This is a genomic window from Streptomyces sp. NPDC001443, assembly GCF_053597355.1.
This window is the reverse complement of the sequence record NZ_JBSFIA010000012.1, coordinates 117,506-133,129: the sequence shown is the minus strand read 5'-3', so window position 1 is coordinate 133,129 and position 15,624 is coordinate 117,506. Positions and strand designations below refer to the sequence as shown.

The 15,624-nt window shown below is 69.6% G+C and carries 9 protein-coding genes and 1 pseudogene; 8 read left to right on the top strand and 2 right to left on the bottom strand.

What is annotated here, in order from left to right; genetic code table 11:
* The first annotated feature begins 1 nt into the window (after window position 1).
* The 8 genes and pseudogenes from ACWC24_RS15825 to ACWC24_RS15790 form a co-directional block, all read left to right on the top strand.
* The gene (locus ACWC24_RS15825; RefSeq protein ID WP_450663391.1) at window positions 2–3,700 is read left to right on the top strand and encodes a nitrate reductase subunit alpha; all 3,699 of its coding nucleotides are present in this window, start codon (window positions 2–4) and stop codon (window positions 3,698–3,700) included.
* Window positions 3,701–3,841: 141 nt separating this feature from the next.
* Window positions 3,842–5,167, top strand: coding sequence for an MFS transporter (locus ACWC24_RS15820; RefSeq protein WP_450663427.1), 1,326 nt, complete (start codon window positions 3,842–3,844; stop codon window positions 5,165–5,167).
* 776 nt (window positions 5,168–5,943) lie between these two features.
* Window positions 5,944–6,429: a hypothetical protein gene (locus ACWC24_RS15815; RefSeq protein ID WP_450663390.1), complete on the top strand. Its 486-nt coding sequence runs from the start codon at window positions 5,944–5,946 to the stop codon at window positions 6,427–6,429.
* Window positions 6,430–6,745: 316 nt separating this feature from the next.
* Window positions 6,746–6,835 (top strand): K(+)-transporting ATPase subunit F, encoded by a 90-nt coding sequence (gene kdpF / locus ACWC24_RS15810; protein WP_018566520.1) that lies wholly within the window; start codon window positions 6,746–6,748, stop codon window positions 6,833–6,835.
* Between the two features lie 6 nt (window positions 6,836–6,841).
* The gene (gene kdpA, locus ACWC24_RS15805; protein ID WP_450663389.1) at window positions 6,842–8,521 is read left to right on the top strand and encodes a potassium-transporting ATPase subunit KdpA; all 1,680 of its coding nucleotides are present in this window, start codon (window positions 6,842–6,844) and stop codon (window positions 8,519–8,521) included.
* Window positions 8,518–10,644, top strand: coding sequence for a potassium-transporting ATPase subunit KdpB (gene kdpB, locus ACWC24_RS15800; protein ID WP_450663388.1), 2,127 nt, complete (start codon window positions 8,518–8,520; stop codon window positions 10,642–10,644). Before kdpA ends, kdpB begins: the two co-directional genes overlap by 4 nt.
* A gap of 24 nt (window positions 10,645–10,668) precedes the next feature.
* Window positions 10,669–11,337, top strand: a complete 669-nt coding sequence (locus ACWC24_RS15795; RefSeq protein ID WP_450663387.1) for a potassium-transporting ATPase subunit C — start codon at window positions 10,669–10,671, stop codon at window positions 11,335–11,337.
* Window positions 11,338–11,466: 129 nt separating this feature from the next.
* Window positions 11,467–11,544: pseudogene (locus ACWC24_RS15790) on the top strand (DNA-binding response regulator); the annotation flags it as partial.
* Between the two features lie 264 nt (window positions 11,545–11,808).
* Here the strand turns inward: ACWC24_RS15790 and ACWC24_RS15785 are convergent.
* Together ACWC24_RS15785 and ACWC24_RS15780 are read right to left on the bottom strand one after the other, a co-directional pair.
* Complete coding sequence (locus ACWC24_RS15785) at window positions 11,809–13,779, bottom strand: potassium transporter Kup (RefSeq protein ID WP_450663386.1); 1,971 nt, start codon at window positions 13,777–13,779, stop codon at window positions 11,809–11,811.
* On the bottom strand, window positions 13,776–15,617 hold the full coding sequence (locus ACWC24_RS15780) for a glycoside hydrolase family 15 protein (protein WP_450663385.1): 1,842 nt from the start codon (window positions 15,615–15,617) through the stop codon (window positions 13,776–13,778). The genes ACWC24_RS15785 and ACWC24_RS15780 overlap by 4 nt, the downstream gene beginning before the upstream one ends.
* Window positions 15,618–15,624: the final 7 nt, after the last annotated feature.

Genomic DNA, 15,624 nt, shown 5'->3' with positions numbered 1-15,624 from the left:
CATGGGGAACGATCGGAGCGCACGGGGCCTGGCGTCGCCCGCCGGGGAAGGCTGGCCGCTGGCGGCCCGCAGACTGCTGACCCGCCGTGAGGTGTCGGCCGACGGCCGTGCCGTCTTCGGCGAGAACGACCCGAAGTGGGAGACCTTCTACCGGGACCGCTGGGCGCACGACAAGGTGGTGCGCTCCACGCACGGAGTGAACTGCACCGGCTCCTGCTCGTGGATGGTGTACGTCAAGGACGGGATCATCACCTGGGAGCACCAGGCCACCGACTACCCGTCGATCGGCGCGGACTGCCCCGAGTACGAGCCGCGCGGCTGCCCGCGCGGCGCGTCGTTCTCCTGGTACACCTACTCGCCCAGCCGGGTCCGTTACCCGTACGTACGGGGCGAGTTGCTGAAGCTTTGGCGCGAGGCCCGCGGACGGCTCGGCGACCCGGTCGCGGCCTGGGCGGAGATCACCTCCGACCCGGCGAAGGCGCGGGCGTACAAGCGGGCACGCGGCAAGGGCGGTCTGGTGCGCGCCGACTGGGACGAGGCGACCGAGCTGATCGCCGCCGCCCAGGTGCACACCGTCAAGACGTACGGTCCCGACCGCGTCGCCGGCTTCTCGCCCATCCCGGCGATGTCGATGGCGTCGTTCGCGGCCGGGGCGCGGTTCCACTCGCTGCTCGGCGGCACGCTGCTGTCGTTCTACGACTGGTACGCCGACCTGCCGATCGCCTCCCCGCAGGTCTTCGGCGACCAGACCGACGTACCGGAGGCCGCGGACTGGTGGAACGCGGGCTATCTGGTCATGTGGGGCTCGAACATCCCCGTGACCCGCACGCCCGACGCGCACTTCCTGACCGAGACCCGCTACAACGGCACCAAGGTCGTCGCGGTCAGCCCCGACTACGCCGACAACGTCAAGCACGCCGACGAATGGCTCGCCCCGCACCCCGGCACGGACGGGGCGCTGGCGATGGCGATGGGACACGTGATCCTGCGCGAGTTCCTCGTCGACCGCGAAGTCCCCTACTTCCAGGACTACTTGCGCAAGTTCACCGACGCCCCGTTCCTGGTGACCCTGCGCGAGCACGACCGCGGACTCGTCCCCGGCGGGTTCCTGACCGCCGCGGATCTCGGACACGACACCGAGAACGCCGAGTCCAAGACGGTTCTCCTGGACCGGGCCACGGGCGAACCCGTGGTTCCCAACGGCTCGCTCGGCTTCCGGTGGGGGGAGGCCGGGCGAGGCCGCTGGAACCTCGACCTGGGCGACGTCGTACCCGAACTGACCCTGCTCGAACGCGCCGAGGAGACGGTCGAGGTCGCCCTGCCCCGCTTCGACGAGGGCGCCACGGAGGGCGGCTCGGTCCTGGTGCGCGGGGTGCCGGTGCGCCGGATCGGCGGCCGCCTCGTCACCACGGTCTTCGACCTGATGCTGGCGCAGTACGGTGTCGCCCGCCCCGGCCTGCCGGGCAGTTGGCCCACCTCGTACGACGACGCGAACGAGCCGTACACCCCGGCCTGGCAGGAGACGATCACCTCGGTTCCGGCGGAGCAGGCGGCCCGCATCGGCCGGGAGTTCGCCCGCAACGCGGAGCGCACCGAAGGCCGGTCCATGATCGTGCTCGGGGCCGGCACCAACCACTGGTTCCACTCCGACACGATCTACCGCGCCTTCCTGGCACTGACCACGATGACCGGTTGCCAGGGCGTCAACGGCGGCGGCTGGGCGCACTACGTCGGCCAGGAGAAGGTCCGCCCGGTCACCGGGCAGCAGCACCTGTCGTTCGCCTTCGACTGGCAGCGGCCCACCCGGCACATGGCGGGCACCTCGTACTGGTACCTGAACTCCGACCAGTGGCGCTACGAGGCCTTCGGGCCGGCCGAGTTGGCCTCCCCGCTGGGGGAAGGGCGGTTTAAGGGCAAGGGCTTCGCGGACACGCTCGCGCAGGCGGTCCGGCTGGGCTGGACGCCCGGACACCCCGGGTTCGACCGCAACCCGCTCGACCTGACGGACGAGGCGCGGGACCGGGGCAAGCCGGTGGTTGAGCACGTCGTCGACGAACTGAAGTCCGGGCGGCTGCGGTTCGCCGTCGAGGACCCCGATGACCCGGCCAACTTCCCCCGCGTGCTCACCGTTTGGCGGGCCAACCTGCTGGGCTCCTCCGGCAAGGGCAACGAGTACTTCCTCCGCCACCTGCTGGGCACCGATGCCGCCGTCCGCTCCGAGGAGACCCCGCCCGAGGGCCGCCCGAAGGACGTGGTGTGGCGCGAGGAGGCCCCCGAGGGCAAGCTCGACCTGCTGGTCTGCATGGACTTCCGGATGACTTCCACCGGCCTGCTCGCCGACGTCGTGCTCCCGGCCGCGACCTGGTACGAGAAGGACGACCTGTCCAGCACGGACATGCACCCCTTCGTGCACGCCTTCACCCCGACCATCGCCCCGCCCTGGCAGGCCCGCACCGACTACGACACCTTCCTGACCATGGCCGACCGGTTCAGCGAACTGGCCGCCGAGCACCTCGGCACCCGCACCGACGTCCTCGCCGTGCCGCTGCTGCACGACACCCCCGACGAACTCGCCCAGCCGGGCGGGGTGGTGCGGGACTGGAAGGCCGGCGAGTGCGAACCCGTTCCCGGCCGGACCATGCCGAAGCTGGTCGTCGTCGAACGGGACTACGCCGCCATCGCGCAGAAGATGCGCGCCGTCGGCCCGCTGCTCGACACCCTGGGCACGACCACCAAGGGCGTCACCGTCCACCCGGACCAGGAACTGGAGGAACTGCGGCGGCGCTGCGGGACGGTCAGGGACGGGGTGGCCGCCGGCCGGCCCTCCCTGGCCACCGCCTCCGACATGTGCGAGGCGATCCTCGCGCTGTCCGGCACCACCAACGGCCGTCTGGCCACCGAGGGTTTCCGGGAGCTGGAGCGGCGGACCGGCAGCGAGGGTCTGGCCGAACTCTCCGCCGAGCGCGAGGCCGAGCGGATCACGTTCGCCGACACCCGTACCCAGCCGCGCTCGGTGATCACGTCGTACGAGTGGTCGGGCTCGGAGACCGGCGGACGCCGCTACTCGCCGTTCGTCATCAACACCGAGCACAAGAAGCCCTGGCACACCCTCACCGGCCGCCAGCACTTCTTCGTCCAGCACGACTGGATGGCCGAACTGGGCGAGCAACTACCCGTCTACCGGCCCCCGCTGAACACACCCCGGCACTACGGCGACGAGCAACTGGGCGAGAACGGCCGGGCCGAGGTCACGGTCCGCTATCTGACCCCGCACTCGAAGTGGTCCATCCACTCCAACTACCAGGACAACAAGTACATGCTCGACCTGTCCCGGGGCGGACCGACGATCTGGATGTCCACCGCCGACGCCGAGAAGATCGGCGTCAAGGACAACGAGTGGATCGAGGCGTACAACCGCAACGGCGTCGTCGCCGCCCGGGCGGTGGTCACCCACCGCATGCCCGAGGGCACCGCGTACATGTACCACGCCCAGGACCGCACCGTGAACGTGCCGAAGACCGAGGTCGGCGGCAGACGTGGCGGCATCCACAACTCGCTCACCCGACTGCTGCTCAAGCCCACCCATCTCGCGGGCGGCTACGCGCAGTTCACCTACGCCTTCAACTACTACGGCCCGACCGGCAACCAGCGCGACGAGGTCACCGTCATCCGCCGCCGCTCGCAGGATGTGGAGTACTGAGATGCCCCGTGGCGAAGCCACCGTCGGACGCGTGATGGCCCAAGTGGCGATGGTGATGAACCTCGACAAGTGCATCGGCTGCCACACCTGCTCGGTCACCTGCAAGCAGACGTGGACCAACCGCAACGGAGTCGAGTACGCCTGGTTCAACAACGTCGAGACCAAGCCCGGCGTCGGCTACCCGCGCCGCTACGAGGACCAGGAGCACTGGAAGGGCGGCTGGACGCTCGACCGGCGCGGCCGGCTCGTGCTGCGCTCCGGCGGCAGGGTCAAGCGGCTGCTGTCGATCTTCTCCAACCCCGACCTGCCCGCCATCGAGGACTACTACGAACCGGTCACCTACGACTACGACAACCTCGTCGACGCCCCCGCTTCAAGGACAGCCTGGACCTGACCTCCTTCCAGCAGTCGCTGCTGGTCGCCGTGCCGGTCGTCGTCGGCTCCCTGGGCCGCATACCGGTCGGAGCGCTGACCGACCGGTTCGGCGGACGCGTGATGTTCCCGATCGTCTCGGCGGCCACCATCGTGCCCGTGCTCTACCTGAGGTCGGCCGGACACTCCTCCCTCACCGGGCTGCTCGTCGGTGGGCTCTTCCTCGGCATCGGCGGCACCGCCTTCGCCGTCGGCGTGCCCTTCGTGAGCGCCTGGTTCCCGCCCGAGCGGCGGGGCCTGGCCATCGGCGTCTTCGGCATGGGCATGGGCGGCACCGCGATCAGCGCCCTCACCACGGTGAAGCTGGTCGACGCCCACGGCATGGCGAACCCCTTCCTGATCACCGCGGGCGTCCTGGCCGCGTACGCCGTCCTGGCCGCGCTGGTCCTGCGCGACGCCCCCGGACGCACCGTGCCGGCCGAACCGCTGGCCCGACGCCTGGCCGACACGCTGCGCCTCGCCGTCACCTGGCAGGCGTCCGCCCTGTACGCGGTGGCCTTCGGCGGCTACGTCGCCTTCTCCGTCTACCTGCCGACCTACCTCAAGACCGGCTACGGACTGCCCCAGGCCGACGCGGCCGACCGGATGGCCGGGTTCGTGCTGCTCGCGGTGGCCATGCGGCCGGTGGGCGGCTGGCTGTCGGACCGCGTCGGCCCGGTACGCGTGCTGGCCGGTGCCCTGGGTGTGGTGCTGGCCGGGGCGCTCGCGCAGTCGTTCACACCGGCACTGACGCCGGTGGGCACGATCGCGTTCCTGGCCATGGCCGCCGCGCTGGGCGCGGGCAGCGGCGCGGTGTTCGCGCTGGTGGCCCTGCTGGCCCCGGCGAACAGGGTCGGCTCGGTCACCGGAGTCGTCGGCGCCGCGGGCGGCCTGGGCGGCTTCGTGCCGCCGCTGCTGATGGGCTCGCTGTACGGCACCTACGGCTCGTACGCGATCGGCCTGGCCCTGCTGGCCGTGGTCGCGGCGGCGGCACTGGCCTTCACCGAGACGGGGGTCCGGCACGCCCTCACCCGGCGCACACCCGGCGTCCGCTGAACCGGCGTGGAGCAGAACGCTGGATCTGCTGGAACCTGCGCTGGGCAAACTGCCCAGAAGTGAGTTCGGCTCTACCAGGACTCCGACCTCAGGATTCGCTCAATTCTGAACACAGCTCACTCGTATTTTCCGTAGGATCCGTGATCGGCGGCCTGACCAGCCGCTTTCGTCTTCGGGAAACGGGGGGAACGAGTGGGCCTGCTTGCAAGTTCGATAGCTGTCACGAGCGCCGGCATGGGACGAATATGGATCGTCATTCCGGTGGCTATCCTTGCGTTGGCCGGGTGCACCGGTGCGACTCCAACCGAGAGTCGAGCCCCTGAGAGAGGGACGCCGGTCGAAACGAATTCGTCCGGAACTCCTGCCGTCGCTCCTTCCATTGCCGCAGATCCTGGCACTGCGCCCCAACTCCCGGACGCGCTGAAGGAATTTATCAAAGCAGGCGGAAAGACCGGACCTCATTCTTTTCCCGAGATCCCTCGGATCGAGAAGGGCACTCTGGAAGTCGCGGTGATCTGTTCGGGCGTCGGGACGGTCGACGTCAACGTCGGCTCTCTCGTGAGCTTTACCGTCGTCTGTGCAAATGGTGACCCCGGACAATACAACGAAGTGGCTCTCGGTCGCAGTCACCGGGACGTCGCCGTAACGGTCACCAGCAGGACGAGCGGGTCTTGGGGGCTATCGGTGGGATGGACCAGAACCGTTTCTCCCCCCCGGATAGCCGCGGCGGCGGTGCCCACGTCCGAGACCGGTTGGAAGTACTGGGAGGCCTCGTCATGACCTTTGTGAGCCTGCGGGCCCGGTTTGCTGGATGCGCCCTGGTGGCGTCGATGTTCCTCCTCGCTGCGTGCACGTCTGCGGGTGGCCACGGCAAGGCTGCCGACTCGCCGCGTCCTGCGTCCCGTACCTCTCACGCGTCCGCTGGTTCATCAGAGGCAAAGCTGACCGAGCGGGCTCAAGCGGCCCTTGCCGCGGTCGGCAGCGGGACGCTGGTGGAGGCGGGATCGGAACGTGTGACCGATGGCATCCACGCCGAACCCACGCTGACCGAGGGGAAGTCCTACAGGCTGAACCTGATATGCGTCGGCACTGGAAGCGCACGAGTGGAGTTCACGCCGACCGTCAGCGCTGCGAAGACCACGGTGACGTGTGACGAGTCGGTGGTGCAGCAGCGCATCACCGCACCCAAGTCGATTCGCATCGACGCCGATGGGGCCAAGGGCGCCACCGGCGTGATCGCCTGGCGGATCGACGCCCTCTGATCGCGGCAAGGACGGGAACGGGTCCGGTCGACGACGTGACCGGCCTCGACTGCTCCCGTGAGGCGTGACCGACGGTCATGATCGCCTATTGGCCGGTATGGGGCAGCGGTCGTAAGGGACCCGTCAAAGCCGGAAGTGTCGCCGTAAGGGAGCCGTCAACGGTGGTCGAATCCGGTCGGGGAGGCGGTTTGCTCTAAGCGTCCGAGCTCAACCGCACCTCACTCCAGGAGTCCACGATGGCCGATCTGGCCTTCGTCGTCACCGTGCTCGCCGCGTTCGCGCTGGTGGCCCTCGTCGCCAGGGGGGTGACGAAGCTGTGACCGCCGAGAACGTCGTGGGCCTGATCGTGGCCGTCGCCCTGCTGGGCTATCTCGTCCTCGCCCTGATCTTCCCGGAGAGGTTCTGAGCAGGCATGGGTTCCGTACTTGCAGGCGTCCTCCAGTTCCTCGCCCTCATCGGCGCGCTGGCGCTCGTCTACGTGCCCTTCGGCAATTACATGGCCAGGGTCTACTCCACCAAGAAGCACCTGCGGGTGGAGAAGTGGATCTACAAGGGCATCGGTGCCGACCCGGACACCGAGATGACCTGGCCCGCCTATCTTCGCGGGGTCCTCGCCTTCTCCGCGGTCGGTGTGCTCTTCCTGTACCTGCTCCAGCGGCTCCAGGGTGTCCTGCCCGGCTCGCTCGGCTTCTCGTCGGTCAACCCGGCGCAGTCGTTCAACACGGCCGTGTCGTTCGTGACCAACACCAACTGGCAGTCGTACTACGGCGAACAGACCATGGGCCATGTCGTGCAGACCGCCGGTCTGGCCGTGCAGAACTTCGTCTCCGCGGCCGTCGGCATCGCCGTCGCCGTGGCGCTCGTGCGGGGGTTCGCCCGGTCCCGCACGGGTGAACTCGGCAACTTCTGGGCCGACCTGGTGCGCGGCACCCTGCGCATCCTGGTGCCGCTCGCCGTCGTCTCGGCGGTGATCCTGGTCGCCTGCGGGGCGATCCAGAACTTCTCCGGCATCCATGAGGTCGGTCAGTTCTTCAATGGGCACGGCATGGGTGGCTCGCAGCAGTGGAACGGCGGCGCGGTCGCCTCGCAGGAGGCCATCAAGGAGCTGGGCACCAACGGCGGCGGCTACTTCAACGCCAACAGCGCCCACCCCTTCGAGAATCCGACCCCGTTCACCAACCTGTTCGAGATCTTCCTGATCCTGGTGATCCCCTTCGCGCTCACCCGCACCTTCGGCGTGATGGTCGGCTCGGTGAAGCAGGGTTACGCGATCCTGGCCACGATGGCCGCCATCTGGATCGGTTTCACCGCGCTGATGATGGCGACCGAGTTCCACCACCACGGTCCGGCCTTCGACATCGCGGGCGGAGCGATGGAGGGCAAGGAGACCCGCTTCGGCGTCGGCGCCTCGTCGATCTTCGCGGTGGCGACGACCCTGACCTCGACGGGCGCGGTGGACTCCTTCCACTCGTCGTTCACCGGCCTCGGCGGCGGCATCACCATGCTGGGCATGCAGTTGGGCGAGATCGCGCCCGGCGGCACCGGCTCCGGCCTCTACGGCATGCTGATCATGGCGGTCATCGCGGTGTTCATCGCCGGTCTGATGGTCGGCCGCACGCCCGAGTACCTGGGCAAGAAGATCGGCGGCCGCGAGATGAAGCTCGCCGCCTGCTACATCCTGATCACCCCGGCGCTGGTGCTGGTCTTCACCGCGGCCTCCATGGCGCTGCCGACCCCGCCGCACTCGATGCTCAACCCCGGTGCGCACGGGTTCTCCGAGGTCCTCTACGCCTTCACCTCGGCGGCCAACAACAACGGCTCGGCGTTCGCCGGCCTGAACGCGAACACCGACTGGTACAACACCATGACCGGACTCGCGATGCTGCTCGGCCGCTTCCTGCCGATGGTGTTCGTGCTGGCGCTGGCCGGCTCGCTCGCCGGGCAGAAGCCCGTCCCGGTGACCGCGGGCACCCTGCGCACCGAGAAGCCGCTGTTCACCGGTCTGCTGGTGGGCGCGGTCCTGATCGTCACCGGTCTGACCTACTTCCCCGCCCTCGCTCTGGGCCCGCTGGCCGAGGGGCTGGCGTCATGACCACCCGAACGGAAGACCACGAGGACGCAATGTCCACTCCCACCCTTGCGCCCCACCAGGACGCACCGACCGGGTACAAGCCCGCCGAGGGCCGTGTCGGAGCGGGCCTCTTCGACCCCAAGGCACTGGTCAAGTCCCTGCCGGAGGCGTTCCGCAAGCTCGACCCGCGGGTGATGGTCAAGTCGCCCGTCATGTTCGTGGTCTGGATCGGCTCGGTCCTGACGACCGTGTTCTCCTTCCAGCACCTGGGGGACTGGTTCGGCTGGACGATCAGTGCCTGGCTGTGGCTGACCGTCGTCTTCGCCAACCTCGCCGAGGCCGTCGCCGAGGGCCGGGGCAAGGCGCAGGCCGACACCCTGCGCAAGGCCAAGACCGACACCGTCGCCCGCCGGCTGCTGAAGGGCGGATCCGAGGAGCGGGTCCCCGGCACCGTGCTGACCATCGGTGACCTGGTGGTCTGCGAGGCGGGCGACATCATCCCGGGCGACGGTGACGTCGTCGAGGGCGTCGCCTCGGTGGACGAGTCGGCGATCACCGGCGAGTCGGCTCCGGTCATCCGGGAGTCCGGCGGTGACCGCAGCGCCGTCACGGGCGGCACCAAGGTGCTGTCCGACCGGATCGTCGTCAGGATCACGACGAAGCCCGGCGAGACCTTCATCGACCGGATGATCGCACTCGTCGAGGGCGCGGCGCGGCAGAAGACCCCGAACGAGATCGCGCTGAACATCCTGCTGGCCTCGCTGACGATCGTCTTCCTGCTGGCGTGCGCCACGCTGCCGCCGCTCGCGGACTACGCGGGCACACACCTCACGATGGTCGTCCTGGTCGCCCTGCTGGTCTGTCTGATCCCGACCACGATCGGCGCCCTGCTCTCCGCGATCGGCATCGCGGGCATGGACCGCCTGGTCCAGCGCAACGTGCTCGCCATGTCCGGCCGTGCGGTCGAAGCCGCCGGCGACGTCTCCACCCTGCTGCTGGACAAGACCGGCACCATCACCCTCGGCAACCGCCAGGCCGCCGAGTTCGTCCCGGTCGGCGGCGCCGCCGAGGCCGAGCTCGCCGACGCCGCCCAGCTCTCCTCGCTGGCCGACGAGACCCCCGAGGGCCGCTCCGTCGTCGTACTGGCCAAGGAGCGGTACGGGCTGCGCGAGCGGCAGCAGGGCGAACTTGCCGGTGCCGAGTGGATCGAGTTCACCGCCCAGACCCGTATGTCGGGTGTCGACGTCGACGGCCGCAGGGTCCGCAAGGGCGCCACGGCCTCGGTCCTCGCCTGGGTGGAGGAGCGGGGCGGCACGGTCGCCGGGGACGCGGACACCGTCGCCGACCGGATCTCCGAGGCCGGCGGCACCCCGCTGCTGGTCGCGGCCGACGACGAACGGGGCGCCCGCGTACTGGGTGTCATCCACCTCAAGGACGTCGTCAAGGAGGGCATGCGCGAGCGGTTCGACGAGCTGCGCCGCATGGGCATCAAGACCGTCATGATCACGGGCGACAACCCGCTGACCGCGAAGGCGATCGCCGAGGAGGCGGGCGTCGACGACTTCCTCGCCGAGGCCACCCCCGAGGACAAGATGGCCCTCATCAAGCGGGAGCAGGCGGGCGGCAAGCTCGTCGCGATGACCGGCGACGGCACCAACGACGCCCCGGCCCTGGCCCAGGCGGACGTCGGCGTGGCGATGAACACCGGTACGTCGGCCGCCAAGGAGGCCGGCAACATGGTCGACCTCGACTCCGACCCGACCAAGCTGATCGAGATCGTCGAGATCGGCAAGCAACTGCTGATCACCCGGGGCGCGTTGACCACGTTCTCCATCGCCAACGACGTCGCGAAGTACTTCGCGATCATCCCGGCGCTGTTCGCGGCGGTCTACCCGGGCCTGGACAAGCTGAACATCATGGCGTTGTCCTCGCCCGACTCCGCGATCCTGTCGGCCGTCGTCTTCAACGCGCTGATCATCATCGCGCTGGTCCCGCTCTCCCTCAAGGGCGTGCGCTACCGGCCGGTGAGCGCCGACAAGCTGCTCCGCCGCAACCTGGGGATCTACGGCCTCGGCGGCCTGATCGCCCCCTTCATCGGCATCAAAGTCATCGACCTGCTCATCTCCCTCATCCCCGGGCTGTAACTCCTCGAAGGCGTGCTGATCGTCATGAACAACTCCGTAACCAACACAGCCCGGTTGCTGGGGGCGGGCCTGCGTGCCCTCCTCGTGCTGACCCTGGTGACCGGCGTCATCTACCCACTGGTGGTCACCGGCATCGCGCAGGGGCTGTTCGGCAACCGGGCGAACGGCTCGGAGATCAAGGCGGACGGCAGGGTCGTCGGCTCCTCCCTCATCGGGCAGTCGTACAACCTGCCGCTGAAGAAGGGCCAGGAGGCCCCCGACCCGGACCTGAAATGGTTCCAGGGCCGGCCCGCGAACGGACTCGGCAGCAACAGTGTCAACACGCAGTACAAGCTGCTGCTGTCCGGCGCCACCAACCTCGCCGCCGACAACAAGGTCCTCGTCGAGCAGGTCGAGGACGCCAGGGCCGCCGTCGTCAAGGACAACTCGGTGCCCGGCTACACGGTCAGGTCCTCGGACGTCCCCGCCGACGCCGTCACCTCCTCCGGCTCCGGCCTGGACCCGGCCATCTCCCCGCAGTACGCCGAACTCCAGGTGCACCGGGTCGCCGCGAAGAACGGCCTGTCCGTCGCGCGGGTCGAGAAGCTGGTCGAGGACCACACACAGGGCCGCACCCTCGGCTTCATGGGCGAGCCCCGCGTGAACGTCCTCGAACTCAACATCGCGCTCAAGGACCTCGCGGCGAAGCAGTGACGGCGTCATGCGACCCGCACGGGAGTCGGCGGCCGGGAGACAGCCCGTACCGCCGGCTCCCGGCGCCATGAAGCCGGCCGCCCCGCCTTCCGGCGCCCACGGCCCGACGCACATGCGCGGGCGACGTACATGCGCAGGAAGCCGGAGACGGACCCCGCGCACCCCCGCCACCTGATCACCGAACCCGGCACGGGCTATCGCTTCGAAGGACGACATGGCACGCGGCAAGCTCCGGATCCACCTCGGCGCGGCACCCGGCGTCGGCCGCATCGTCATCGACAGTCCCTCCGAGATCGCCCGCCCGTCGTCGCCGTCCGCGACGGACAGGCCCGACTGCTGGTCCGGCGGGAGTCCCTGGAGGACATCCGCCGCCGTGACGTGGGCCTGTGACCCGCCAGGACCACTGATCTCCCGGGCGGGCCGGTCATCCCTCCCTCGCCGACCGGCCCGCCCGGGATCCGCCCGCAGGTCCTAGACGTCGATCTGCGAGCCCATGATGACCGTGCGGTCCCGGGGGAGGCCGAAGTACTCGGCGGCGTCGGCGGTGATGTAGGAGGTGGCGATGAACAGCCGCTTGCGCCAGGGCGCCATCGTCGGCGCCTTGCCCCGCCGGAGCTCGATCTTCGACAGGAAGTACGACGCCCGGTCGAGCTGGAGCGGCCCTTCCGTCAGGGCGGGATCGAGCGCGATCAGCGTGCTGGGCACGTCCGGCGTCTCCATGTAGCCGAACCGCGCGGTGACGTGGAAGATGCCGTCGTCGGAGTAACCGAGATCGTCGACGACGAGCCGCCGGTCAGCCGGGACCCGGGGCACCGGCTCGGTCTCCAGGGACAGGATCACGACATGGTCGTGCCGTACGTGGTTGTGCTCGACGTTGGCCCGCATGGCCAGCGGGGTGGTCTCCTTGCCCCGGTTGAGGAAGACGGCCGTTCCCGGCACGCGCAGCGTCGACGCCTCATCGCTGCGCAGCCGCTCGATGAACTCGGGCAGCGGCCCCTCGTCCCGTACCCGTGCCGTGGTGACGATCTCGCGTCCGCGCTGCCAGGTGGTCATCACGGTGAACGCGGTGAGGCCGATCAGCAGCGGCAGCCAGGCGCCGTGCACGAGCTTGGTGAGGTTGGCCGCCACGAAGAGCAGGTCCACCAGGAGCAGCGGGCCCGCGCCGAGCGCGACCAGCCACAGCGGCCTGCGCCACTTGGCGTGTGCGACGTAGAAGAACAGCAGGGTGGTGATGGTGATGGTCCCGGTGACCGCCATGCCGAACGCGAAGGCCAGGGCCGTGGAACTGCGGAAGGCGAAGACCAGGGTGAGGACCGAGACCATGAGCAGCCAGTTGATCCAGGGCACGTAGATCTGGCCGATGGTGGACTCGGAGGTGTGGGCGATGCGCAGCCTCGGCAGATAGCCGAGCTTGGCGGCCTGGGAGGTGACGGAGTACGCGCCGGTGATCACGGCCTGGGACGCGATCACCGTGGCCGCCGTGGCCAGCAGCACCATCGGCCACCTGCCCCAGTGGGGCACGAGCAGGAAGAAGGGGCTGCTGATGTTGCGGGGGTCCGCCAGGATCAGCGCGCCCTGGCCGAAGTAGCTCAGGATGCACGCCGGGAACACGAGGAACATCCAGCCGCGGGTGATGGCCCGGCGGCCGAAGTGCCCCATGTCCGCGTAGAGCGCCTCCGCGCCGGTGACCGAGAGCACGACCGCGGCGAGGGCGAAGAAGGCGGTGCCGAAATGACCGACCAGGAAACCCACGGCGTACGTGGGTGACAGCGCCCTGAGGATCGCCGGATGGCCGATGATGCCGACCACGCCGCAGGCGCCGATGACCACGAACCAGGTGACCATGACCGGCCCGAAGATCCGGCCCACGGACGCGGTCCCCCTGCGCTGCACGAGGAACAGCAGGACGATGATCACCGCGGTGACCGGCACGACCGCGCTCTCCAGCGACGGCTCGACGACCTTGAGGCCCTCGACCGCGGAGAGCACCGAGATCGCCGGAGTGATCATGCTGTCGCCGAAGAACAGCGAAGCGCCGAAGACGCCGAGCGCGGCCAGTACGCCCGTGGTCCGACGGCCACGCCGCGAGCCCCATCGCCGTACGAGCGTGATCAGCGCCATGATGCCGCCCTCACCGTCGTTGTCGGCGCGCATCGCCAGCAGCACGTAGGTGACCGTCACGATGGTCATCACGGACCAGAACACGAGTGACACGACGCCGTACACGTTGTCCGTGGAGACAGGGACCGGATGCGGGTCGCTCGGATTGAACACGGTCTGAAGGGTGTAGATCGGGCTGGTCCCGATGTCACCGAAGACCACGCCGAGAGCACCGATCACCACCGCGAGACGCACCGCGTCGTGCGCGCCGGGACCATGTCCCTCCGGTTGCGGCGCCGCCGGTCCGCCGTCCGGCGCGGCCCCGTGCCGGGGATCGGTCATGGCGTGCTCCTTCGCTCGGGGCGTTCGTCCAGGGCCTCGTCCAGGGTCTTCGCGGCCATGATGAGGGAGAGATGGGTGAACGCCTGCGGGAAGTTGCCGAGTTGCTCGCCGCTGGGCCCGATCTCCTCGGCGAACAGGCCGACATGGTTGGCGTACGTCAGCATCTTCTCGAAGGTGTAGCGGGCCTGCGGGAGGCGTCCGGCACGGGCGAGGGCGTCGACGTACAGGAACGTGCACAGGCTGAACGTCCCCTCGGAGCCGCGCAGTCCGTCCGGGGAGGCCGCGGGGTCGTAACGGTAGACGAGGCTGTCGGAGACCAGGACGCGGTCCATGGCGTCGAGGGTGCTCAGCCAGCCCGGGCTGCGGGGGGCCAGGAATCCGACCCGGGGGGCCAGCAGCAGGGAGGCGTCGAGGACGTCGCCGTCGTAGTGCTGGACGAAGGCGCGCTGCCGTACGCTCCACCCGCGCTCCATGACCTGCTCCAGGATCTCGTCCCGGGTCCGCGTCCAGCGCGCGAGGTCGGCCGGCCTGCTGAACTCGGCCGCCAGCTTCAGCCCGCGGTCGAACGCGGCCCAGCACATCACCCGGCTGTAGGTGAAGTCCTTGCGACCGCCCCGGGTCTCCCAGATGCCCTCGTCGGGCCGGTCCCAGGAGTCCGCCAGCCAGTCCAGGGTCCTGGCCAGGTTCTTCCACCCGTGATAGCCCGCCTGCTCGCCGACCGCGCGGCCCTCGGCCAGGGCGTAGAGGGCCTCGCCGTATATGTCGAGCTGGAGCTGTTCGGTCGCGGCGTTGCCGATCCGCACCGGGCAGGACCCGCGGTAGCCCTCGAAGTGTTCCAGGGTCTGCTCGGGCAGATGCGGGTTGCCGTCCACCCGGTACACGATCTGGAGGGGTTCGTCGCCAGGACCGTCGCCCCGTTCCAGGCGTTCGCCGAGCCAGCGGGTGAAGCGCGCCGCCTCGTCCACGAAGCCGAGGTCGAGCAGGGCCCGCACCGACAGGGAGCCGTCCCGCACCCAGGTGTAGCGGTAGTCCCAGTTGCGCTCGCCGCCGATCTGCTCCGGCAGTCCCATGGTGGCCGCGGCGACCGGCGCGCCCGTGGGGGCGTACGTGAGGAGTTTCAGCGTGATCGCCGAGCGGTGCACCATGTCCGTCCAGCGGCCGCGGTAACGCGAGGTGCGCACCCACCGCTGCCAGAAGTCGACGTTGTCCCAGAGTTCCTCGGTGATCCGCTCGGTGCTGGGGGGCGGTGGCGGCTGTCCGCCCGGCGCGCAGACGGTGAACACCGCCACCGCCGTGTGCCCGGCCCGCAAGGTGATGCCGCCCCGGGCGTCCTGCCCGTCCCGTCCGTCCCGCTCGAGGGGGACACCGGTCTGGAGGTGGGCCGTGGTCCCCGGGGCCCGGAACGTCGCCGTGTGGGGCGTCAGTTCGAGTTCGTGCGCCGCCCGCCCGTAGTCGAACCGCGGCCGGCACTCGAGACCGAAGTGCACGGTGCCGCGCACCGCGCGCACGACCCGCACCAGGGTGTGCCGGTCGGTCGCCGTCGGGCCCTGCAGCACCGGCATGTAGTCGATGGTCTCGCCCACGCCGTCGGGCGACATGAACCGGGTCACCACCACCGCGGTGTCGGGGTAGTAGAGCTGCTTCCAGGACCCCTCGGGGTGATCGGGCGCGAGCCGGAAGTGCCCGCCGCGCTCGTGGTCGAGCAGGGCGGCGAAGACGCTCGGGGAGTCGAAGCGCGGAGCCGCGAACCAGTCGATCACCCCCTGGGACGACACCAGGGCCGCGGTCTGGAGATCACCGACGAGACCGTGCTCGGCGATGGGCGGATAACGGTCCATCCCGGCC